This is a genomic window from Stenotrophomonas nitritireducens (assembly GCF_050984405.1).
GTDB classification, from domain to species: domain Bacteria; phylum Pseudomonadota; class Gammaproteobacteria; order Xanthomonadales; family Xanthomonadaceae; genus Stenotrophomonas; species Stenotrophomonas nitritireducens_B.
On the sequence record NZ_CP158790.1, the window covers coordinates 1,361,189 to 1,382,297 of the forward strand.

General features: G+C 69.1%; 20 protein-coding genes. 18 read left to right on the forward strand and 2 right to left on the reverse strand.

What is annotated here, in order from left to right; all coding sequences use genetic code 11:
- Positions 1-306 precede the first annotated feature (306 nt).
- The 13 genes from ABTV91_RS05740 to folK all read left to right on the forward strand — a co-directional run bounded on the left by ABTV91_RS05740 (position 307) and on the right by folK (position 13,865).
- The gene (locus tag ABTV91_RS05740) at positions 307-1,260 is read left to right on the forward strand and encodes a CsgG/HfaB family protein (RefSeq protein WP_433854127.1); all 954 of its coding nucleotides are present in this window, start codon (positions 307-309) and stop codon (positions 1,258-1,260) included.
- 164 nt (positions 1,261-1,424) lie between these two features.
- Positions 1,425-1,703 carry a YbeD family protein gene (locus ABTV91_RS05745; RefSeq protein WP_433853646.1) on the forward strand — a complete coding sequence of 93 codons (279 nt, stop codon included), beginning with the start codon at positions 1,425-1,427 and terminating at the stop codon, positions 1,701-1,703.
- A complete protein-coding gene (gene lipB / locus ABTV91_RS05750) occupies positions 1,691-2,395 on the forward strand; it encodes a lipoyl(octanoyl) transferase LipB (protein ID WP_433853647.1) in 705 nt (234 codons plus the stop codon). Before ABTV91_RS05745 ends, lipB begins: the two co-directional genes overlap by 13 nt.
- 15 nt (positions 2,396-2,410) lie before the next feature.
- Positions 2,411-3,418, forward strand: coding sequence for a lipoyl synthase (lipA, locus tag ABTV91_RS05755; protein ID WP_433853648.1), 1,008 nt, complete (start codon positions 2,411-2,413; stop codon positions 3,416-3,418).
- A 436-nt stretch (positions 3,419-3,854) separates the two neighbouring features.
- Positions 3,855-6,029 carry a carboxy terminal-processing peptidase gene (locus ABTV91_RS05760; protein ID WP_433853649.1) on the forward strand — a complete coding sequence of 725 codons (2,175 nt, stop codon included), beginning with the start codon at positions 3,855-3,857 and terminating at the stop codon, positions 6,027-6,029.
- A 97-nt stretch (positions 6,030-6,126) separates the two neighbouring features.
- Positions 6,127-6,675, forward strand: coding sequence for a DUF2242 domain-containing protein (locus tag ABTV91_RS05765; protein WP_433853650.1), 549 nt, complete (start codon positions 6,127-6,129; stop codon positions 6,673-6,675).
- Positions 6,675-7,958 carry a hypothetical protein gene (locus tag ABTV91_RS05770; protein ID WP_433854128.1) on the forward strand — a complete coding sequence of 428 codons (1,284 nt, stop codon included), beginning with the start codon at positions 6,675-6,677 and terminating at the stop codon, positions 7,956-7,958. The genes ABTV91_RS05765 and ABTV91_RS05770 overlap by 1 nt, the downstream gene beginning before the upstream one ends.
- Entirely contained in the window at positions 7,943-8,857 is a 915-nt protein-coding gene (gene gnd, locus ABTV91_RS05775; protein WP_433853651.1) for a phosphogluconate dehydrogenase (NAD(+)-dependent, decarboxylating), read from the forward strand. Before ABTV91_RS05770 ends, gnd begins: the two co-directional genes overlap by 16 nt.
- Positions 8,858-8,882: 25 nt before the next feature.
- A complete protein-coding gene (locus tag ABTV91_RS05780) occupies positions 8,883-9,251 on the forward strand; it encodes a BON domain-containing protein (protein ID WP_433853652.1) in 369 nt (122 codons plus the stop codon).
- Positions 9,252-9,423: 172 nt separating this feature from the next.
- Positions 9,424-11,229 (forward strand): sensor histidine kinase, encoded by a 1,806-nt coding sequence (locus tag ABTV91_RS05785; protein WP_433853653.1) that lies wholly within the window; start codon positions 9,424-9,426, stop codon positions 11,227-11,229.
- An 11-nt stretch (positions 11,230-11,240) separates the two neighbouring features.
- Positions 11,241-11,681 carry a response regulator gene (locus tag ABTV91_RS05790; protein ID WP_433853654.1) on the forward strand — a complete coding sequence of 147 codons (441 nt, stop codon included), beginning with the start codon at positions 11,241-11,243 and terminating at the stop codon, positions 11,679-11,681.
- Between the two features lie 6 nt (positions 11,682-11,687).
- Entirely contained in the window at positions 11,688-13,208 is a 1,521-nt protein-coding gene (locus ABTV91_RS05795) for a response regulator (protein ID WP_433853655.1), read from the forward strand.
- 174 nt (positions 13,209-13,382) lie between these two features.
- A complete protein-coding gene (folK, locus tag ABTV91_RS05800) occupies positions 13,383-13,865 on the forward strand; it encodes a 2-amino-4-hydroxy-6-hydroxymethyldihydropteridine diphosphokinase (RefSeq protein WP_433853656.1) in 483 nt (160 codons plus the stop codon).
- 143 nt (positions 13,866-14,008) lie between these two features.
- Here the strand turns inward: folK and ABTV91_RS05805 are convergent, their stop codons facing one another.
- A complete protein-coding gene (locus tag ABTV91_RS05805) occupies positions 14,009-14,746 on the reverse strand; it encodes a pteridine reductase (protein WP_433853657.1) in 738 nt (245 codons plus the stop codon).
- A gap of 54 nt (positions 14,747-14,800) precedes the next feature.
- Here ABTV91_RS05805 and ABTV91_RS05810 point away from each other — a divergent pair, with 54 nt between their 5' ends.
- The 5 genes from ABTV91_RS05810 (at position 14,801) to ABTV91_RS05830 (ending at position 18,694) form a co-directional block, all read left to right on the forward strand.
- On the forward strand, positions 14,801-15,985 hold the full coding sequence (locus tag ABTV91_RS05810) for a class I SAM-dependent methyltransferase (RefSeq protein ID WP_433853658.1): 1,185 nt from the start codon (positions 14,801-14,803) through the stop codon (positions 15,983-15,985).
- On the forward strand, positions 15,973-16,392 hold the full coding sequence (locus ABTV91_RS05815; RefSeq protein WP_433854129.1) for a VanZ family protein: 420 nt from the start codon (positions 15,973-15,975) through the stop codon (positions 16,390-16,392). The genes ABTV91_RS05810 and ABTV91_RS05815 overlap by 13 nt, the downstream gene beginning before the upstream one ends.
- Before the next feature lie 783 nt (positions 16,393-17,175).
- Positions 17,176-17,520 carry a low molecular weight protein tyrosine phosphatase family protein gene (locus tag ABTV91_RS05820; protein ID WP_433853659.1) on the forward strand — a complete coding sequence of 115 codons (345 nt, stop codon included), beginning with the start codon at positions 17,176-17,178 and terminating at the stop codon, positions 17,518-17,520.
- Between the two features lie 377 nt (positions 17,521-17,897).
- Positions 17,898-18,263, forward strand: a complete 366-nt coding sequence (locus ABTV91_RS05825; protein ID WP_433853660.1) for a hypothetical protein — start codon at positions 17,898-17,900, stop codon at positions 18,261-18,263.
- Between the two features lie 65 nt (positions 18,264-18,328).
- A complete protein-coding gene (locus ABTV91_RS05830) occupies positions 18,329-18,694 on the forward strand; it encodes a hypothetical protein (RefSeq protein WP_433853661.1) in 366 nt (121 codons plus the stop codon).
- A gap of 86 nt (positions 18,695-18,780) precedes the next feature.
- On the opposite strand, the gene ABTV91_RS05835 is transcribed toward ABTV91_RS05830, so the two are convergent.
- Positions 18,781-21,069 carry a beta-N-acetylhexosaminidase gene (locus ABTV91_RS05835; RefSeq protein ID WP_433853662.1) on the reverse strand — a complete coding sequence of 763 codons (2,289 nt, stop codon included), beginning with the start codon at positions 21,067-21,069 and terminating at the stop codon, positions 18,781-18,783.
- Positions 21,070-21,109: the final 40 nt, after the last annotated feature.

A 21,109-nucleotide genomic window follows, 5' to 3' on the forward strand; every position in this document is an offset into this window, starting at 1 on the left:
TCGGGGGAGGTGCGCGCAGCTTACCGGCCGGTAGCGCATGGACGCAGTGAGGACCGGCGGATCACATCGTTGCAGTGCCGCGGACCGCCGCCGGGGCGGGGATGCGGCGGCCGCAAACCGTGACGGACGGAGGTTGGAAACCGTCATGGCCCTGCGGTAGCATCGCCGCCGACGCTCCGCGCTTGCCAGTACTGGCTGCCCGCAAGGACCAGGACCTGTCGCCGGGTTTTCAGACCAATGGAACGCGCCTCCGAGGCGCAGGTTAATGGGGAATACACAGCTATGCGTAATGTCTTTTCGCCGTTGATGGCGGCTGCCCTGACCGTGGGCATCGCCGCGGTCGTGTCCAGCCAGCCGGCACAGGCAGCGTTCAAGAACACCGGCACCCGCGCGCAGGAACAGCGCAAGCAGGCCACGGCCGAGCTTCCGGTCTGCCAGCGCCCGATCGGCACCATCTCGGTGATCGAGCCCGAAGACGCCACCAACTGGTGGACCGGCCAGCAGCTGCCGGCCCCGTCGCGGCTGATCAAGGTGTTCGTCAACCGCTCGCGCTGCTTCACCCTGGTGGACCGCGGCGCCGGCATGGCCGCCGGCCAGTTCGAGCGTGAGCTGGCCGCCAGCGGCGACCTGCGCGGCCGTTCCAACGTCGGCAAGGGCCAGATCAAGGCCGCCGACTACGTGATGATCCCGGACCTGGTCTCGCAGAACAGCGACGCCGGCGGCAACGCCATCGGCGGCCTGCTGGGCGGGCTGATCGGCGGCAAGGCCGGCGCGATCGTCGGCGGCCTGAACTTCCGCAGCAAGACCGCCGACGTGGTGCTGACCGTGACCGACGTGCGCTCTTCCGAGCAGGTTGCGATCTCCGAAGGTTCGGCCCGCAAGAGCGACGTCGGCTTCGGCGCCAGCGGCGGCCTGTTCGGCGGCGGCGGCTTTGGCGCGGCCGGCGTGGGCGGCTACGCCAACACCGAGATCGGCCAGGTCATCACCATGGCCTACCTGCAGGCCTATACCGACATCGTCGCCCAGCTCGGCGGCCTGCCGGAGAACGCCTCGGCGGCCAACGCCCAGCAGGCGGTGACGGTGACCCGTCCGGGCCGCCTGCTGGCCAACGCCAAGGGCACCGGCGCGCCGGTGCGTTCGCTGGACCCGGGCATGATGCTGTACCCGACCGGCAACAAGGAAGGCGTGATGTGGGAGGTCGAGGACGAGCTGGGCAACAAGGGATGGGTGTCTTCCACCCTGCTGGAGCTGTCCAAGTAAGCGCGCCGTGCCGGCCGCGGCCGGCACGCCCGGGGCAGGTCCGGCCGCCGGCCGGCACCGATCACGGGCAGACAACGCAGCTTTCCGCGAAAGGGCCGCCCGCAGCGGCCCTTTCGCCGTTGCGGACCTTGGGTTTGCCGGCCCGCGCCCCGATAATGGCGGGCATGGAAATCAAGTCCGACAACCCCGAACACGGCTTCCAGTTTCCCGGCACCTTCGAGTTGAGCGCCATGGGCGCGGCCAACATCGGGCTGGAGAGCGAGCTGCCGCGGCTGCTGCTGCAGGCTGGCGTGGATGTGCTCAACGAGCGCATTAGCTGGAAGCATTCGTCCAACGGCAAGTACGTGTCCGTGCGCATCGCCTTCAAGGCCGACAGCCGCGAGCAGTACGACGCCGCCCACGAAGCCCTGCGCAACCACCCGGAAGTGAAGTGGACGCTGTAGGCGCCTGCCCGGCCGATGCCGGGCGCGCCGCCAGGGTCCGCCCGGCGACGCTGCGCGACCTCGGCCGCCAGGCCTACGAGCCGGTCTGGCACGCGATGCAGCGCTTCACCGACGCGCGCGACGACGCCACCACCGACGAGCTGTGGGTGGTCGAGCACGACCCGGTGTTCACCCTGGGCCAGGCCGGCAAGGAAGAGCACGTGCTGGCGCCGGGCGACATCCCGGTGCTGCACGTGGATCGCGGCGGCCAGGTGACCTACCACGGCCCCGGCCAGATCGTGGTCTACCCGCTGCTGGACCTGCGCCGGCTCGGCATCGGCGTGCGCGATTACGTGTGCCGCATCGAGCAGGCCATCATCGACACGCTGGACGAGTGGAACATCGTCGCCGAACGCCTGGAAGGCGCGCCGGGCGTCTATGTCGGCGGCGCCAAGATCGCCGCGCTCGGCATCCGCGTGCGCCGCGGCTGCAGTTTCCACGGCCTGGCCTTCAACGTCGGCCTGGACCTGGAGCCCTTCCACCGCATCAATCCCTGCGGTTATGCCGGGATGCAGGTGACCTCGGTGCTAGACTTGGGCGGTCCTTCGGGCATCGAGGCGGTCAAGCCGGTGCTGCTGTCCCATCTGGCCCGGCAGTTCGGACTGGACCTGCACGACGATCCCGGATTGCCCGACCTGACCATGCGGCCCTGACGCCGCCGGAACGCCATGAACGAATCCACCAGCCGCTCCATTCCCCTGCAGGTCGTGCAGGGCGACACTCCGTCCGCGCCGCTCCAGGCCGGTGCCAAGCAGCTCGGTGGCGACAAGATCAACCGCTCGCCGGTGCAGTTCGCCGACGCGCCGGTGCTGCGCAAGCCCTCGTGGATCCGCGTGCGCATCCCCTCCGGCAACGCCGTGCAGCAGCTCAAGGCCAAGCTGCGCGAGAACCGGCTGGTGACGGTGTGCGAGGAGGCCAGCTGCCCGAACATCCACGAGTGCTTCGGCCACGGCACGGCCACCTTCATGATCCTCGGTGAGGTCTGCACCCGCCGCTGCTCGTTCTGCGACGTCGCCCACGGCCGGCCGAAGCCGCCGGACGCCGCCGAGCCGCTGCACCTGGCGCAGACGGTCAAGGACATGGGCCTGAAGTACGTGGTGGTCACCAGTGTGGACCGCGACGACCTGCGCGACGGCGGCGCCGGCCATTTCGTGGACTGCATCAGCGCCATCCGCGAGTTCAGCCCCGGCACCCGGATCGAGATCCTGACCCCGGATTTCCGCGGCAAGGGCCGCATGGAGCGCGCGCTGGAGATCCTGGCGGTCAGCCCGCCGGACGTGTTCAACCACAACATCGAGACCGTGCCGGACCTGTACCGCAACGTGCGCCCGGGCGCGGACTACCAGTGGTCGCTGACCCTGCTGCAGAAATTCAAGGCGCAGCATCCGTCGATCCCGACCAAGAGCGGCATCATGCTCGGCCTCGGCGAAACCCTGGAACAGGTGCAGGCCACCCTGCGCGACCTGCGCGCGCACGACGTGGAAATGGTCACCATCGGCCAGTACCTGCAGCCCACGCCGCACCACCACCCGGTGCTGCGCTACTGGACGCCCGAGGAATACAAGGCGCTGGAGGACTACGGCTACGCGCTGGGCTTCCACCACGTCGCCTCCGGCCCGATGGTGCGCTCGTCCTACCACGCCGACCGGCAGGCCGCCGGCGCTGGCGTCAGCTGAGACGCCGCGCCGCCCCCAGGCCCGCCTTGTTTGAAGGGCGCTGGAGAGGAGGGCGGCGGCAGATGGATGCATGGCAAGGCGGCGCCCGTATTGGGTGCCCTGATGCCAGCTTGTGGCCGCCGCCTCGCGCGGCCCACAGCCTGCATCTTCGGCGCCCCGATCCAAGGGCTTCCTCCCGCTGTCATTTCCGCGACCCAAGCCGTGGCGAGCCCCTAGGCCCCGGCCGTTCACCCGTCGCCACGGTTCAGCCTGCGGCCCTCTGCCAGGGCAGCACGGCGCCTGCTTTTCGTCCGCCGCCGGCCCGGTTCACGTCCCGCTACAGTGGGGCGGCTAGGCTGTGGGCGGCCCGGATGACAAGCGCTGCAACTTCCGGCACTGTCCCGTTGTCCGAGTCATCCGCAGTCTTCCCCCATCGCCCGGCGCCACGAGTACCTTGATGAACTACCGAGTTCCCGCTTTCCTGCTGGCCTTCGCGCTGACCGCGCCGGCCGCTCTGCTGGCGCGCGCCGACAGCCAGGCGCTGCCGTCCACCGCGACGGTCGACCAGGCGACCACCTCCAAGCTCGTGTACGGGCTGCTGTCCGACAGCCGCTACGCCTACCGGCCGCGGCCGCTGGACGCGGCGACCTCGCAGGACGTGTTCAAGCGCTACCTGGAGTCGCTGGACAGCGGCAAGCAGTTCTTCACCCGCGAGGACGTGGACCGCTTCGCGCCGCTGGCCGCGCAGGCCGGCACGGCGATCCGCACCGGCGAGCTGGACCCGGCGTTCCAGGTGTTCGCGGTCTACCGCCAGCGCGTGACCGAGCGCGTGGCCTACGCGCGGCGCCTGCTGAAGCAGGAACCGGATTTCACCACCCGCGAGCGTTTCGACTACGACCGCAAGGACGTGCCGTGGGCGACCAGCGCCGAGCTGGACGACCTGTGGCGCAAGTCGGTGAAGAACGACTGGCTGCGGCTCAGGCTGGCCGGCAAGCAGGCCGCGGACATCCGCAAGACCCTGGACAAGCGCTACGCCACCCTGCTCAAGTCGGTCAACGAGGTGAAGGGCGAGGACGTGTTCTCGTTCTTCATGAACGCCTACACCCGCGCGGTCGATCCGCATACCGACTATTTCACCCCGCGCACGGCCGAGAACTTCAACCAGGCCATGTCGCTGTCGCTGGAAGGCATCGGCGCGCAGCTGCAGCGCCAGGACGACGTGGTGGTGATCCGCGAGATCATCGCCGGCGGCCCGGCCTCGGTGGACGGCACGCTCAAGCCGGGCGACCGCATCGTCGGCGTGGGCCAGGGGCGCTCGGGCCAGATCGAGGACGTGATCGGCTGGCGCATCGACGACGTGGTGGCCAAGATCCGCGGCGCCAAGGACACCCAGGTGCGGCTGGAATTCATCCCCGCCGCCGAAGGCCTGGACGGCAAGCACCGCATGGTGACGCTGACCCGGCAGAAGGTGCGCCTGGCCGAGCAGGCCGCCAAGGGCGAGACCATGACCATCCCGGGCGCCGCCGGCGAGCCCCAGCGCCGCATCGGCATCGTCAAGCTGCCGACCTTCTACCAGGACTTCGAGGGCCGGCGCCGCAACGCCGCCGACTACGCTTCGGCCACCCGCGACGTCGCCCGCCTGCTGGCCGGCTTCAAGGCCGACAAGCTCGACGGCGTAGTGCTGGACCTGCGCAACAACGGCGGCGGCTCGCTGGACGAGGCCATCGAACTGACCGGGCTGTTCATCGAGCAGGGCCCGGTGGTGCAGGTGCGCGAATCCGGTGGCCGCGTCACCGTCAACAGCGACCGCAACCCGGCCGTGGCCTGGGACGGCCCGCTGGCGGTGCTGATCAACCGCGGTTCGGCCTCGGCCTCGGAGATCTTCGCCGGCGCCATCCAGGACTACGGCCGCGGCCTGGTGATCGGCGAGACCACCTTCGGCAAGGGCACCGTGCAGAACGTGGTGCCGCTGGACCGCTGGCCGGCCAGCGAGAAGGAGCGCTTCGGCCAGGTCAAGCTGACCATCGCCCAGTTCTTCCGCGTCAGCGGCTCGTCCACCCAGCACAAGGGCGTGGTGCCGGACCTGGCCTTCCCGGCCAGCGTCGACGCCAGCGAATTCGGCGAGAGCACCTACGACAACGCGCTGCCGTGGACCCGCATCGCCGCCGTGCCGCACACCCAGTACGGCAACTTCGCGCCGATCCTGCCCAGGCTCCAGACGCGCCATGCCGCGCGCATCCAGAGCGACCGCGAGTTCAAGTGGTGGGAAGAGGACGTGCAGCAGTTCCGCACCGAGGCGGCCAAGAAGTACGTCTCGCTGAACGAGGCCGAGCGCCGCGCCGAGCGCGACAGGCAGGACGCGCAGCGCAAGCAGCGCCAGGACGTGCGCAAGGAGCTGGGCCTGCCGCTGGACCCGCTGGCCGACGACGGCAACGACGACGGCCTGACCGGCAACGAGCGCGACATCGTCAAGGACGCCGCGCGCGAGAAGGCCGCCGAGAAGCGCCCCGACCCGCTGCTGAAGGAATCGGCCTCGATCCTGGCCGACGCGGTGAACCTGCTGGAGAAGGACCGCCCGTTGTCGGCGCAGGTGCTGCCGCAGTCCACCGGCCCGGGCCGCTGGGCCGACTGAGCGCCCGGAAAACGGCGCTCCATCCTGTCCACGCGCCGTCAGCGTTCCTCCACGCTGGCGGCGTTATGCTTGGCGCCTTCCCGATCGTGGAGGTGCCATGCACGGGCCTTCTTTCCGCATGCTGCTGGTCCTGGCCTGCGCCGCCGCGGCCGGTTGCGGCAACCGCGCCGCCGACAGCACGCTGGTGCGCGAATCGTTCGATTCCGGCGACACCTATACCCGCGATGTCGACGCCACGCCCGCGCAGGCCTGCGAGGCCGCGCGCCGCGCGCTGCTGGGGCAGGGCTACGCGATCACCCGCGCCGGCGCCGACAGCGTCGAGGCCAACAAGAATTTCCAGCCGGAGGAAGAGCTGCACGAGCAGCTGGTGCTGCGCGTGTCCTGCGCGCCGCGCGGCGACGGCGGCGCGCAGGTGTTCGCCAGCGCGGTGCAGGACCGTTACGCGCTGAAGAAGTCGCCGACCTCGGCCAGCGTCGGCGTCGGCGCGCTGGGCTCGGTGTCGCTGCCGTTCGGCGGCAAGGACGATTCGCTGGTGCGCGTGGCCAGCCGCACGGTGCAGGATGCGCAGTTCTACCGCCACTTCTTCGAACGCCTGCGGCAGTACCTGGCGCCGGTGGCGACAGCGCCCGGGGACGGCGCGCGGTGATACGCGCCTCCCGTGTCCCGGCCTGGCTGGCGGGGTGCGCGCTGGCGCTGCTGGGCCTGCCGTCGCCGGCACCGGCCGCGGACCACGCCTCCTGTGTGCTGCCGCTGCTGCAGCGGCTCGGCTGGCAGGTGCGGGAAACCGCGGCCGACGCGCCCGCGGTCCATGGCGGCGAACCCTGCCGGCGCGCCTCGCTGGACGACGCGCGCCGGCACGGCGACCTGCGCGCCGACGTCCCCCGCGGCTATGACGATGCGCGGCGCGCGGACTTCTACCGCGGCCTGCTCGACGACCCGGCGACGCTGTGCGCCTACGCGTTCCGGCTGGGCGATGCCGCGCGCCGCGCCGCCACCCGGCTGCAGGACAACCGCGGGTATCGGTTCTCCGCACTGCAGCTGGGCTGGATCGGCTTCGGGCTCCGCGGCGCCCGCGCGCAGGGCTGGCAGCGCTTCCGCAGTTTCGGCCGCGGCTACGCGCCGGACGGTTCCAATTCCGCCGCGATCGAGGCGTTCTACAGCGGCCACGTGCGTTCGGAGTGCGGCGTCGGCCGCCAGGTCGCGCAGCTGGCCACGCAGCGCGAGCTGTACGGCGATGCCGGTTTCGACCGCGAGTTCGCGCCGGGCGAGCTGTCCATCGGCACCTTCCTCACCCTGCACGACACGCCCAGCATCCTGCTCGGCGCCAACGCCGGCGAGTTTTTCGCCGACGGCAAAGCGGTGCGCACCGCGCGCCTGGGGCGGCAGGCGTTCATGGGCGTGCCCGGCTTCATCGAGCATGTGTTCGACAAGGGCCACCTGGACGACATCAACAACCAGGCCGAGAACTTCGTCATCGTCGACGTGAGCGAGGAAGCTGCGGAGGCGCTGGCGCGGCACGGCGGCTTCGTCCATTACGACGATCTCAACCGGCGCCTGTGGGAGCTGTCGCGGCGGATGCCCGACGGTGGCGGGCGCTATTTCGAGCGGCTGCTGCACGAACGCGACCCGGCGCTGCGCGCGGCGTTGCCCGAAGCGCAGCGGCCGCTGCTGGCGCAGATGGACGGACTGCTCGCCGATCCGGTCTACCGCGGGCTGATGCTCTACGTGCACCCCAAGGGCATCCGCCCGCTGGGCTATCACATCGCGCGCCTGCTCGACCGCAACCCGCGCACGCCGTACAGCATCGACCTGGCCCTGCACAATCTGCACACCACGCTGTTCCGGCGCTGGCTGCAGGCGCAGCTGCGCGACTGCGCGGCGCAAACCGCATACATCGACCAACGAGGTGGAACATGGAACTGGGCATGATCGGGCTGGGGCGCATGGGCGCCAACATGGCGCAGCGCCTGCACCGCGGCGGCGTCGCCGTGACCGGCTTCGATCCGGGGCAGGAAGCGCGCGAGCGGTTGGCCGCCGCCGGCGTGGCGACGGCCGTGACACTGGAGGCGCTGGTACAGGCACTGCCGGCGCCGCGCGTGCTGTGGCTGATGGTGCCGGCCGACGTGGTCGACCCGGTGCTGGAACAGCTGCTGCCGCTGCTCTCGCCAGGCGACCTGGTGGTGGATGGCGGCAACTCCTGGTACCGGGAATCGCTGCGCCGCGCGCAGCGCTGCGGGCAGGCGCAGGTGGCCTTCGCCGACTGCGGCACCAGCGGCGGCGTCTGGGGCCTGCAGGAAGGCTACTGCCTCATGCTGGGCGGCGAGGCCGATGCGATGGCACGGTTGCGGCCGGCGCTGGAGGCGCTGGCGCCCGCCGCCGATCGCGGCTGGGCGCATGTCGGGCCGGTCGGCGCCGGGCATTTCTGCAAGATGGTCCACAACGGCATCGAGTACGGAATGATGCAGGCCTACGCCGAAGGCTTCGCGCTGATGGAAAAAAAGCGGGAGTTCGAGCTGGACCTGGCGCAGGTGGCCGATGTGTGGCGCCACGGCAGTGTGGTGCGTTCCTGGCTGCTCGACCTCGGCGCCGAGGCGCTGCAGCGCAACCCGCGGCTGGAAGGCATCGCCCCGTACGTGCAGGATTCCGGCGAAGGCCGCTGGACGGTGCGCGAGGCGATCGACCTGGACGTGTCGGCGCCGGTGATCACGCTCTCGCTACTCGAACGCCTGCGCTCGCGCGAATCCAATTCCTTCGCCGACCGCGTGCTGGCGCAGATGCGCAGCGGTTTCGGCGGGCATGCGGTCAAGGCGGCCAACGATGGTGCGTGAACAGGCCGATGGGAGGCGCGGGACGATGAAGACGACGGGTCTGGCGTGCGTGTGGGGCATCGCGTTGTCCTGCCTGCTGGCGGCACTGCCGCTGCAGGCGCAGGAAGCGGCGCCGCCGCAGGATCCGGTGCTGCCGGCGCCGCCGGAAGCGGGCGTGTCCGGGCGGATGAGCGATGCCTGGATCACCACGCGCATCCGCGCGGCGCTGGTGCCGCTGCAGCGCGACGGCGCCGCGCAGGTGCGGGTCGCCACCCTCGAGGGCATGGTCACCCTGGAAGGCCAGGTCGCGGACAGGGTCACCCGCGACGCAGTGGTGGCCGCCGCCGCGGGCGTCAGGGACGTGCGCGGCGTGGACGCGCAGGCACTGCTGGTCGGCACTGCGATGGTGCCTTAATGCGGCCGCGCGTGGCCTGCGTTCACTCCGCCGGTGAATCGTGCAATGCTTGTGGGCCGACCCGCGCGCGTGCGGCGGATTCGTGTATTCCGGCGTTGCCGCGGTTCATGCGGCCGGGCGTGCATTGCCGGACGCCGCGGCGGCCGTTCCCGTCACATGGCAAGGAATGAGGATGGCTTATCGATTCACCGACGAGGGATGGGATCGCTGGCGTTTCGCCGGCCTGGGGCTGGCCGCGCTGCTGATCATCGTGGTGCCGTCGCTGCTGCTGCTGCAGCTTTCGCGCGACAGCATCAACGCCGCCAACTGGGTGTCGCATACCCAGGCGGTGGGCGCGCGGCTCTACGTGCTGCAGGCGGACATCCGCGACGTGGAGTCGGCGGCCCTGACCCTGTCCAAGGGCGTGGAGTCGGACGCGCTGCGGCAGCGCCTGCGCCGCGCCGACAGCATAGGCGTCACGCTCGCCGAACTGTCGAACCTGGTCAGCGACAGCCCGGAGCAGCTGGTGCGCATCGGCCGCATCACCTCGATGCTGGAACGGCGCATGGCGCTGGCCAAGCAGATCGCCGGCAGCGTCGATTCGCCGCGCCAGCGCGAGCTGATCGAGGAAATGACCTTCAGCTATCCGATCCGCGACATCGTGGTGGAACTGCAGCGCCACGAGGATGAGCTGCTGGGCAAGCGCGTGGCCGCGGCGCAGCGGCAGCAGCGCCTTTCCACCATCGTCACCTGGAGCACGCTGGCCGCGCAGCTGCTGCTGCTGGGCCTGGTGCTGTGGCTGCTGAAGCGGCAGATCGGCCGCCGCACCCGCGCCGAACAACGCCTGCTGCAGGCCAGCGCCCGCGCCAGCGCGGTGCTGCAGACCGTGCGCGAACCGATCGTGCTGCTCGACAGCGAGCAGCGCATCGTGCTGCACAACGCGGCCTTCAGCGAGCTCTACGGCGCCGAGGATGACGCGGTCAACGGCCAGCTGCTGCAGTCCGTCGGCGAAGGCGCCTGGGCCGACGCCATCATCCGCCAGCGCCTGGCCGACGTGCTGCTGCGCGGCCGCGAGCTGTGGGACTACGAACACGAGCAGCGCGGCGTGGACGGCGTGGTCCGGATCATGCTGATCAACGCCCGGCGCATGCCGTTGCCGGATACGGAAGACGAAGTGGTGCTGATGACGGTCAGCGACGTCACCCTGCAGCGCGCCGTGCAGCAGCGGGTGGAGGAGCTCAACCGGCAGCTGGAAGGCAAGGTCGAGCAGATGGCCGAGGTGAACCGCGAGCTGGAAGCGTTCAGCTATTCGGTCTCGCACGACCTGCGCGCGCCGCTGCGGCACGTGGCCGGCTTCTCCGACAAACTGGTCCGGCACCTGGGCGAGGGCGCGGACGACAAGTCGCGCCACTACCTGCAGGTCATCGGCGAATCGGCGCGGCGCATGGCGGCGCTGATCGACGACCTGCTGGTCTATTCCCGGCTCGGCCGCGGCGCGATGCGCATGCAGGCGGTGGACATGCAGTCGCTGGTGGCCGACACCCGCTCGCTGCTGGATTCCAACCTGCAGGCCGAGGCCGGCGTCGACGGCAAGGCGCGCGAGGTCGAGTGGAACATCGGGCCGCTGCCGGTGCTGGTGGCCGACGAGAACATGATGCGCCAGGTGTGGCTGAACCTGCTCGGCAATGCGGTGAAGTACACTGCCGGCCGCGAGCCCGCGGTCATCGATGTGTCCGCGCGCCAGCTGCCCGACGGCAGCCAGCAGTTCACGGTACGCGACAATGGCACCGGTTTCGACATGCAGTACGCCGGCAAGCTGTTCGGCGTGTTCCAGCGGCTGCACAAGGCCAGCGATTACCCGGGCACGGGCATCGGCCTGGCCAGCGTGCGCCGCGTGCTTACCCGCCATGGCGGCCGGATCTGGGCCGAGGCGCAGGTCGACCAGGGCGCCACGTTCCATTTCATTCTTCCCCCCCCTGCGCCCGAGGCGCACAGCTGAGGTCCACCCGCATGAGTCCGCTCCGTACCATCCTGCTCGCCGAAGACAGCCCCGCCGACGCCGAGATGGCGATCGACGCGCTGCGCGATGCGCGCCTGGCCAATCCCATCGTGCACGTGGAGGACGGCGTGGAGGCGATGGACTTCCTGATGCGGCGCGGCGCCTTCGCCAACCGCGAGGAAGGCCTGCCGGCGGTGCTGCTGCTGGACATCAAGATGCCGCGCATGGACGGCCTGGAAGTGCTGCAGCGCATCCGCGGCGACGAGGAGCTCAAGCGCATGCCGGTGGTGATCCTGTCGTCCTCGCGCGAGGAGAGCGACCTGGCGCGCAGTTGGGACCTGGGCGTGAACGCCTACGTGGTCAAGCCGGTGGACGTGGACCAGTTCTTCAACGCGGTCAAGACGCTCGGCACTTTCTGGGCGGTCATCAACCAGGCGCCCGACCAGGAGTAAGGCCCCATGCCCAACAAGGGAGCGCCGTTGGGTCCCCTGCGCATCCTGCTGGTGGAGGACTCACCCGAGGATGCGGAACTGCTGTGCGACCAGATGCTCGAGGCCGGCCTGGAGGGCAGCTTCGAGCGGGTCGACAGCGAAGCGGAGATGCGCGCGCTGCTGGCGCGGTGGACGCCGGACATCGTGCTTTCCGACCTGAGCATGCCGGGCTTCTCCGGCTACCAGGCGCTGCGCATCCTGCGCGAGCTGCATCCGCAGGTGCCCTTCATCTTCGTCTCCGGGACGATGGGTGAGGAAACCGCGGTGCAGGCCCTGCACGAGGGCGCCAACGACTACATCATCAAGCACCTGCCGGCGCGGCTGCCGTCGGCGGTGGCGCGCGCCGTGCGCGAGGCGCGGCGCGAGATGGAACGGCTGCGGGTCGAGGACGAGCTGATGCGCGCGCAGCGGCTGGAAAGCCTGGCGCTGCTGGCCGCCGGCCTGAGCCACGACCTGCGCAACATCCTGCAGCCGCTGCTGATCGTGCCGGACCTGATCCGCGACCGCAGCGACGACCCCAAGGTGGTGCGGCTGGCCGACGTGATCGCCGAATGCGGCAGGCGCGGCCACGAGATGGTCGAGTCGATGCTGTCCTTCGTGCGCGGTTCGCGCCTGCCCAGCGAACGCATCGTGCTGCAGCGCCTGTTCCAGGCGGTGGGAATGCTGCTCAAGAGCAGCCTGCCGGGCAATGTCGACCTGCACCTTGAGGTGCGCGACGACCGCCTGGCGGTGGAGGGCAACTACACCGAGCTGCAGCAGGTGCTGCTCAACCTTGCGCTCAACGCGATCCAGGCCATGCCCGACGGCGGGCGCCTTAGCCTGCTGGCCGAACGGGTGGCCACTACCGACGGCGAGCGCCTGTGCATCCGCGTGCAGGACGAAGGCATCGGCATGGACGAGGCGACGGTCGACCGGCTGTTCAGCCCGTTCTTCACCACCAAGGCCAGCGGTACCGGGCTGGGGCTGGTTTCGTGCAAGCGCATCGTGGAAAGCCTGGACGGCACCATCTCCGTTTCCAGCCGCCCGGGCGAGGGCACCCGCTTCGACCTGCTGCTGCCGCTGCACGCGGCGGCGGTGGAGCGCGAGGACGGCGCGATGCCGGCGGTACCGGCGGGCCGGGGCCAGCGGATCCTGGTGGTCGACGACGAGGCCACGCGCCTGTCGCTGCTGGGCAACGCGCTGGCCAGCCAGGGCTACCGGCTGCGGCTGGCGGCCGACGGCGCCGCGGCGATGCGCCACCTGCAGGAAGCCGGCATGCCGGACGTGGTGCTGGTGGACAGCGGCATTCCGCTGCTGTCCGCCGGGCAGCTGCTGACCGAGATGCAGGACATGGGCTACCGCGGCCCGGCGATCGTGCTGGAAGAGAACGGCAACGAGGCGTTCGCCGACGGCCTGGCGCCGTCGGGCATCAGCGTGCACGTGCTGCCGCGCCCGCTGGAGATGCAGCGCGTATTCCGCGCCGTGGCCGACGCGCTGGGCACGGGGTAGGAAGCCAGGAACCAGTGGAGAGGAACCAGGAACCAGGGAGAGCGCAAGCAGGAGCGTGAGCATGGGTTGTTGCCGCTGCCTTTACTCGTTCCTGGTTCCTCTCCACTCGTTCCTGGCTCAAAGCCCTATCATGTGCGTCCCGATTCCGCGGCGCGCCGCGACCCACCCGACCCGATGACGACCGTCCTACTGAGCCTGGGCAGCAACCTGCGCCCGCAACACCATCTGCAGGCGGCGGTACGGGTACTGCGCGAGCGCTTCGGGCAGATTGCCGTTTCCCCCGCGTACCGCACGCCGGCGGTGGGCTTCGACGGTCCGGATTTCCTCAACAACGCGGTGATGCTCGACACCGACCTGCCGCTGGCGGAACTGGACGACTGGCTGCACGCGGTCGAGGACGCGCACGGCCGTGACCGCAGCGGGCCGCGTTTCAGCGACCGCACCCTGGACATCGACGTGGTGTATTACGGCGACCTGGTGGTGGAAGGCCCGGGCCACCTGCGCATTCCCCGGCCCGAACTGAAGCACGCCTTCGTGCTCAAGCCGCTGGCCGACATCGCGCCGGACTTCGTCGACCCGGTCCGCGGCCTCAGCCTGCGGCAGATGTGGCAGGCGCACCCGCAGCACGGCGATGCGTTCGACATCGTGGACCTGTAGATGCGCACCCGCAGGAGCGCACCGTAGGAGCGCACTTCAGTGCGCGAAAGGGCTTGCAGGCAGATCCTTCCGCGGCAGCCTGCGAGTGTGGGATTCACCGGTGAAGCCCCATCGCGCACTGAAGTGCGCTCCTGCAGCGGCTCCTACGTCAGCGTGCGCCCGCCATCCAACCGCAGCGTCTGCCCGGTGATGTAACCGGCGTCGTCGAGCAGCCAGCGCACCGCCGCGGCGATCTCGTGCGGCGTGCCGGTGCGCGCCATCGGCGTGCGTTCCATCAGTGCCTGCTTGGCTGCCTCGCTCTTGCCCTGTTCCGGCCACAGGATCGCGCCGGGCGCCACCGCGTTCACCCGCACGTGCGGCGCCAGTTCCAGCGCCAGCGTGCGCGTGGTCATCTCCAGCGCGGCCTTGGCCGCCGAATAGGCCGGGTGGTCGCGCAGCGGCTGGCTGGCGTGCAGGTCGGTCAGGTTGACGATGGCGCCGCGCTGCCGGCGCAGGTGCGGCGCCGCGGCCTGGGCCAGGAAGAACGGCGCGCGTGCGTTGACCGCGAACAGCTCGTCCCACTGTTCCACCTGCACCTGCCCGAACGGGGTGGGGAAGAAGTTGGAGGCGTTGTTGACCAGCGCGTCGAGCCGGCCGAAATGCCCCACCACTTCCTCCACCAGCTCCGGCAGCGCCTGCGCGTCGCGCAGGTCGGCCTGCACCGCCAGCACGCTGCCCGGGCGCTCGCTCTCCAGGTCGAAGGCCAGCGCCTGCAGTTCCTCGCCCGACTGGTGCGCATGCAGGGCCAGCCGGTAGCCATGGCCGTGCAGGTGGCGGGCGATGACCGCGCCGATGCGGCGCGCGCTGCCAGTCACCAGGGCCACCCGTTGCGGATCCGTCATCTGCGTTTTCCTCGCTCGGCTATCCTGTGCATTGTCCCCGCAAACCGCCGTCCCATGCATTCCGACCTGCCCCTGCCCGAATCCGACGCGCTGGCCCACAGCGATCAGCTGGCCGCGCACCTGCGCGCGGAGATCCTCGCACAGGGCGGCGCGGTGCCGTTCTCGCGGTTCATGGAGCTGGTGCTTTACGCGCCGGGTTGGGGCTATTACAGCGCCGGCGCCAGCAAGTTCGGCGCCGCCGGCGATTTCGTCACCGCCCCGGAAATGGGCACGCTGTTCGCCGCGGCCACCGCCAACGCGCTGGCGCCGGCATTGCGCGAGCTTGGTACGCAGGCGCGCGTGCTGGAACTGGGCGGCGGCAGCGGCGCGTTCGCCGAGGCCGCGCTCGGGCGCCTGGCCGGACTGGACGCGCTGCCGGCGCGCTACGCCATCCTCGAACCCAGCGCCGACCTGCGCCAGCGCCAGCGCCAGCGCCTGCAGGACGCGCTCGACCCGGCGGTGTTCGCGCGCGTGGAATGGCTGGACCGCCCGTTCGAGGATGAATGGGACGGCGTGCTGTTCGCCAACGAGGTGATCGACGCCCTGCCCACGCCGCGCTTCCTCATCGACGCGGGCGAGGTCTACGAGGAGACCGTCGAACTCGACGGCGAAGGCCGCTTCGTGCGCGGCGCGCAGCCGGCGGACATGCTGCTGTCGGCGGCGGTGCGGCACGTGGAGCGCTACCTGGAGCGTCCCTTCGCCGACGGCTACCGCTCCGAACTGCTGCCGCAGCTGCCGTACTGGATCCAGGCGGTGGCCGGCGGCCTGCGCCGCGGCGCCATGCTGTTCGTCGATTACGGTTACAGCCGCGCCGAGTTCTACCAGGACGACCGCCGCGACGGCACCCTGCGCGCGTTCTACCGCCACCGCGTGCACAACGACGTCTACCTGTGGCCGGGCCTGCAGGACATCACCGCCTCGGTGGATTTCACCGCGCTGGCCGAAGCCGGCACCGGCGCCGGCTTCGACCTGGCCGGCTACTGCCACCAGGCCGGCTTCCTGTTCGGCAACGGCATCACCGGCCTGCTCGAGGAAGCCGACGAACGCGCCGACGAAGTCGGGCGCATGCGCCTGCGCGAACAGTTCAAGCGCCTGACCCTGCCCACCGAGATGGGCGAACGCTTCCAGGTGATGGGCTTCAGCCGCGACGTGGACCTATCGGCGGCATTCGCGATGGGCGACCTGACCTGGCGCCTGTGAGGCATACGCTGTTCAAGCCGCTGCGCCACCTGCCGTTCTGGATCGGCCTGTGGGCGCTGGCGGTGCTCGGCGTGATCGTGGTGTGCCTGATCCCCCCGCCGCCATTGCCGTCGCTGCCGGAGAATGGCGACAAGGCCGAGCATCTCATCGCCTATTTCCTGTTGTCGGCCAGCGCCGTGCAGCTGTTCCGCCGCGGCCGCGCGCTGCTGGCCATCGGCCTGGCGCTGGTGGCGGTGGGCGTATGCATCGAATTCGCGCAGGGCGCATTGACCGACACCCGAAGCGCCGACCCGTTCGACGCGCTGGCCAATACCGTCGGCGTGGCGGTGGGACTGGCGACGGCATTCACCCCGCTGCGCGATCTGTTGCTGCGGCTGCAGCCGCGCCGCGAAGCCCGTAAGCCGTAGGAGCGGCTTCAGCCGCGAAAGGCCTGCAGCCAGATCCCGCTTCCCACAGAACCTGCCCCGCAGGTGAGGGCCGAAGGAAATGCCTTCGCGACTGGCGTCACCTTCATGGGGTGCCTGCAGGGGGCATTGACGGCTCTACCGGCAACGCCCCGGGCTTCCTGGAATCCGTCACACGCTTTGAGAGGGTTTGCTCCGAGTGATACCGTGCCATGCAAAGAAGCCGGCACGGGAAATACGACAATGTTTACGCCCCGGCATTACGTGCCGAGATCGCGGACAGGCCATGCGGCGTATGTGGCCGGGATCTCTTGCGAGGTACTCGTGTTGCCGGTCATTGGGCTAGTAGTTTGGGCGCAGCAATGAAGAATGCAGCAGCTCGGGTAGTGGTTCTCTCGACCCTATTGTCAGCTTGCGCTTATGCACCGGTAAAAGATCCCATCTATAGGGGTGAGTACTTCTATAACTTTGAGAGCTCCTATCTCACCCCTAACGGGAAGGACGAAGCATGGTGCATCGACGCTGGCACCATGAGCAAAGCCATGCTCCCCGCAAAGGACACCAATGGCCAATGGGGCATATCCGATGTCGTGGTTCGGGGAAGGCTCGGTCCTGCCGGTAGCTATGGTGGTCTGGGAATGTGCAGGCACGTTCTGTACGTGACTGAGATTGTGGAGGTATCAAACATGCGCGGGCGCGATGGATAGGCAGCCGCCTGACAATTCATTCGAGCAGGCCTTGCTTTGCGAGGCGGCTCGATTCAGGCGCCAAGTCGCAGGAGGAGATTTGATGCACAACGTTCTCTTTGTCTGTGGCAAGAACCGCCTGCGCAGCCCGACGGCGGAGCAGGTGTTCGCGGATTGGCCTGGCGTGGAGACCGCTTCCGCCGGGACAGCCAATGACGCGGACTGTCCTGTTTCGGCCGAGTTGATCGCCTGGGCAGATACCGTGCTGGTCATGGAGGCTGCGCACAGGTCCAAGGTCGCGGCCAGGTTCCGGACTCAACTCCGCGGCAAGCGCATGGCCGTGCTGGGCATCCCCGACCAGTTCGAGTACATGGCTCCGGAGCTCGTCCGGCTGCTCCAACAAAAGGTTCCGCCCTACTTGCCGGGTCGCACGGCAGCGACCTAGTCTGCCGCCTGAAGGTTCATTCATGCCGATGCCGCTTCGTGGCGCGGCTTAATTCAGGCGATACGCGCTGGAGGATTCTATGACGAGCTTTGGGAACTGCTGCAGCGATATGAGAGATGCGATGATATCGCCACCTGAAAAGTTGTTTCGGGTTGAGGAGAACGGTGTCCTGTACCTGGCAGTCGGGTATGCGAACACGGACCAAGGGGTTGGCTGGTTCGACATGGTGGTCCTGTACTGCCCGTTTTGCGGTGCAACTCTCCAGTCCCGCGCGGACATACAGCGCCGTGCCGGAGTCTGACAATTCATTCAAGCCGGTGCTGCCCCGCGGCGCGGTTTAACCCGGGCGTCAGCGACTTGCCAAGGGGCTCTCGCCAATGAAAGTTCTTGTTCTTGCCCTTTTGCTGGCCCCTCCATCCGCTGTAGCGACCGGGCCAGAGACTCCGCTTGCCTGCGAGTCGGGGCCTGTACAGCGCGAATTCGGCAAAGCCACCTGGAACATCTATGCCTGCGCTGATGGCAAATCCATCGTTGTTGTTCCGCTTGCGGCCATGGACGGCGAGTTTGGCTACTTCTTCGTAACGCCGAACGGGGAAGAGGTCGTTGTTGCCGGTGAAGGCTGGGGACGGGAAGCGCCATTCCATCCGGCGTTCCAGCAACTCAAGCAGTTCACGGTTGTAGAGTTGGCGGCTTTGGCCAAGTCTGCAAAAGCGGTTGAGCCGGCGGTGTCACCTGATCCGTGACGCCGCCCAGCAACTCATTCAAGCCGATGCCGCTTCGCGGCACGGCTTAATTAGGCGTGGATCGCATGGATGATGGTGTCGCCCTCTTAGCGTTTTCCTCCGCCTTGTTCCTGCCTTTCGTCATCTATATCGCGGGAAAATTCTCCAGCAGGGTCTCGCTGGTTGCCTATCGGCTTCTTGGCGCGTTCTGCCTTCTGGTAGCTACTGGCTTCTTCGCCTTTGTCGGTTGGTACTTTCTGACAACCGGTCAGCTTGTCTCCCCCGGCAAGTATGGGATTCCAGCCCGTATCGTCGGCCCGGCGGACTCCCCCGGTCTCCGCGTATTCGTCGGTACATTCAACCTTCTCGTTGGCTCGCTGCTTGCGTTTTTTGGGGTGCTGATGCTTCGAGTCGGGCACAAGACGGATTCAAGCCACTCGGGTGAGATCTAGCAATTCATCCGAGCTGATGTCATTTTGCGGCGTGGCTTGATTCAGGCGTCAGGTCTTGTATGGACACCCCTCCGCCGAAGGCGGAGCTAGCGCAGCGTCACTCTGTCCACCACCCACATGTCGGGGCGGAAGTCGCCGCTGAAGCGGATGCACAGCGCTTCGGTCTTCTCGGAGCGGCGCAGCAGCGGCGCGCGCAGGGTGATGAAGCCGTCGGCGTCGGGGTGGGCCGGGAGGGGCGCGGTGGCGATGAGGTCGCCGTCGCAGGAGCCGGCGCGGATGTCGAGTTCGCCGTGCGCGCTGCGCGCCGGCAGGAAGCGGCGGCGGGCGTTCTCTTCCTCGCTCTGGTCGATGATGTAGGGCAGGCGGCCGGCGCGTACTTCAATGCTTTCCGCGCCGGCCATGGGCGCCTGGTCCCAGCGCCAGCACGGTTGCATGAAGGCGACGTTGAACAGGGCGCGCTGGCCATCGTCCTGCACCGTGTCGTCCTGCATGCGCAGCACCGGGCCTTCGGCGATGCAGGGCTGCAGCTGGGCGTTGCCGCGGGTGCGCAGGCTGGCGGCGGTGACGTCGAAACGTTCCGCCGGCTGCAGCGCGGTGCCGTCGGCGAAGGCGGCGGTGCGCAGCTGCACCGGCAATCGCGCCTCGATGGGGCCGGCGTACAGCGGTGAGCCTTGCGTGGGGGCGCTGCCGTCGAGTGTGTAGCGCACCGGGTAGCCGAGCGGATTGGACAGGCGCAGCGTCGCCTTGTCGTGGCCGGCGGGCGCATCGTCCATCAGCACGCGGAACGGCGTGCGTGCGTAGCCGACGCGCAGCGCTTCGTAGCGCCGGGTCCAGGCCGGCAGGCGTTGCAGGAAGCTGGCGTAATCCTTGCGCGCTTTCGGCGTCCAGCCGGTCTCGGCCACCGCCAGCAGGCGCGGGAAGGTGTTGTGTTCGACCGCGGCGAAGCGCACGTCGTCGGTGGTCCACATGTTCGCCTGCAGGCCGAGGATGTGGTGGCGCCGGTCCGCGTCCAGCGCCTCGGGTACCGGTTCGAAGCGGTAGAACTTCTCCATCGGGATCAGCTTCGGGCGGGGCCGGCCGCCGGGTTCGTCCGGGGAATCGGTCTGCAGGTAGTCCAGGTACAGGTTGGCGTTGGGCGACATGACCACGTCGTGGCCCTGGCGCGCCGCGGCCAGGCCGCCTTCGATGCCGCGCCAGGACATCACCGTGGCGTCGGGCGCCAGGCCGCCGTCGAGGATCTCGTCCCAGCCGATCAGGCGCTTGCCGTGCGCATGCACGCTGGTTTCCAGGCGATGGATGAACCAGCTCTGCAGCGCGGCTTCGTCGGCCAACCCGAGTTCGCGCATCCTGGCCTGCACGCGCGGCGACGCCTGCCACTGCGTCTTGATGGCCTCGTCGCCGCCGACGTGGATGTAGGGGCCGGGGAACAGCTGCGCCACTTCGGCGAACACGCCGTCGAGGAAGTCGAACGTGGCGTCGTCCACGTTGAACAGGTTGGCGTGGATGCCGCGGTGCGCCGAGACCGGGATTTCCCGGCCTTCGGTGCCCAGCGCCGGATACGCGGCGATGGCGGCGGTGGCGTGGCCGGGCATGTCGATCTCCGGCACCACGGTGATGTGCAGCGCGGCGGCGTGGGCGACGATGTCGCGGATGTCGTCCTGCGAATACCAGCCGCAGTACCGCGCCGGCTTGCCGCTGGCCGGATCGGTGCCGGCATCGCCGGCGGGTATGCGGCAGCCGCCGACCTGGGTCAACCGCGGATGGCGCTTGATCTCGATGCGCCAACCCTGGTCGTCGGTCAGGTGCCAATGGAACACGTTGAGCTTGTGCAGCGCCATCGTATCGAGCAGCTGCTTCACCTGCGCCGGCGTCTGGAAATGCCGGGCCGAATCCAGCATGTAGCCGCGCCACGGAAAACGCGGCGCATCCTCGATGCGCATCGCCGGCAGCGCCATGCGCGGGCCTTCGCCCTGTGTGAGCAACTGCCACAGCGTCATCGCGCCATGGAACAGGCCGGCTTCGTCGCTGGCGCGGATCGTGATGCCGTCGTCGGCGACGGTGAGCGCATACCCTTCGGCAGGAATGCCGCGGCCCGCCTCGAGATCGAGGCGGACGCCACGGCCCTGGCCATCGGCGATGCGCAGCGGCGCGTGGCCGGCCCTGGCGAGGAAGGCATTGAGCTGCCCGGCCACGCGCATCGCGGCGTCGCCATCGGCATGGATCACGGTGGCGCCGTCCACGCGGAAAGCGGCTGCGCCGGCATCGATCTGCATCGAGGCCGGCAGCGGTATCAGCGAGGGAACGAGCACGTCGTCGGCTCGTGCCTGGTTGCAGGGTGCCAGCAGGAAGAAGGACAGCCACAGCAATCGACGCATCACGGGTATCCGGCAGGACGAAGGCCAACCCGGATTATCC

Bases quoted from the DNA above. Each gene is read 5' to 3' on its own strand.
- ABTV91_RS05835 (WP_433853662.1), bottom strand. From the start codon at position 21,069: ATGCGTCGATTGCTGTGGCTGTCCTTCTTCCTGCTGGCACCCTGCAAC.
- ABTV91_RS05760 (WP_433853649.1), top strand. From the start codon at position 3,855: ATGAACTACCGAGTTCCCGCTTTCCTGCTGGCCTTCGCGCTGACCGCG.
- ABTV91_RS05745 (WP_433853646.1), top strand. From the start codon at position 1,425: ATGGAAATCAAGTCCGACAACCCCGAACACGGCTTCCAGTTTCCCGGC.
- ABTV91_RS05830 (WP_433853661.1), top strand. From the start codon at position 18,329: ATGGATGATGGTGTCGCCCTCTTAGCGTTTTCCTCCGCCTTGTTCCTG.
- ABTV91_RS05810 (WP_433853658.1), top strand. From the start codon at position 14,801: ATGCATTCCGACCTGCCCCTGCCCGAATCCGACGCGCTGGCCCACAGC.
- ABTV91_RS05805 (WP_433853657.1), bottom strand. From the start codon at position 14,746: ATGACGGATCCGCAACGGGTGGCCCTGGTGACTGGCAGCGCGCGCCGC.
- ABTV91_RS05795 (WP_433853655.1), top strand. From the start codon at position 11,688: ATGCCCAACAAGGGAGCGCCGTTGGGTCCCCTGCGCATCCTGCTGGTG.
- ABTV91_RS05785 (WP_433853653.1), top strand. From the start codon at position 9,424: ATGGCTTATCGATTCACCGACGAGGGATGGGATCGCTGGCGTTTCGCC.
- gnd (WP_433853651.1), top strand. From the start codon at position 7,943: ATGGAACTGGGCATGATCGGGCTGGGGCGCATGGGCGCCAACATGGCG.
- ABTV91_RS05790 (WP_433853654.1), top strand. From the start codon at position 11,241: ATGAGTCCGCTCCGTACCATCCTGCTCGCCGAAGACAGCCCCGCCGAC.
- ABTV91_RS05825 (WP_433853660.1), top strand. From the start codon at position 17,898: ATGAAAGTTCTTGTTCTTGCCCTTTTGCTGGCCCCTCCATCCGCTGTA.
- ABTV91_RS05780 (WP_433853652.1), top strand. From the start codon at position 8,883: ATGAAGACGACGGGTCTGGCGTGCGTGTGGGGCATCGCGTTGTCCTGC.
- ABTV91_RS05740 (WP_433854127.1), top strand. From the start codon at position 307: ATGGCGGCTGCCCTGACCGTGGGCATCGCCGCGGTCGTGTCCAGCCAG.
- ABTV91_RS05765 (WP_433853650.1), top strand. From the start codon at position 6,127: ATGCACGGGCCTTCTTTCCGCATGCTGCTGGTCCTGGCCTGCGCCGCC.
- folK (WP_433853656.1), top strand. From the start codon at position 13,383: ATGACGACCGTCCTACTGAGCCTGGGCAGCAACCTGCGCCCGCAACAC.
- lipA (WP_433853648.1), top strand. From the start codon at position 2,411: ATGAACGAATCCACCAGCCGCTCCATTCCCCTGCAGGTCGTGCAGGGC.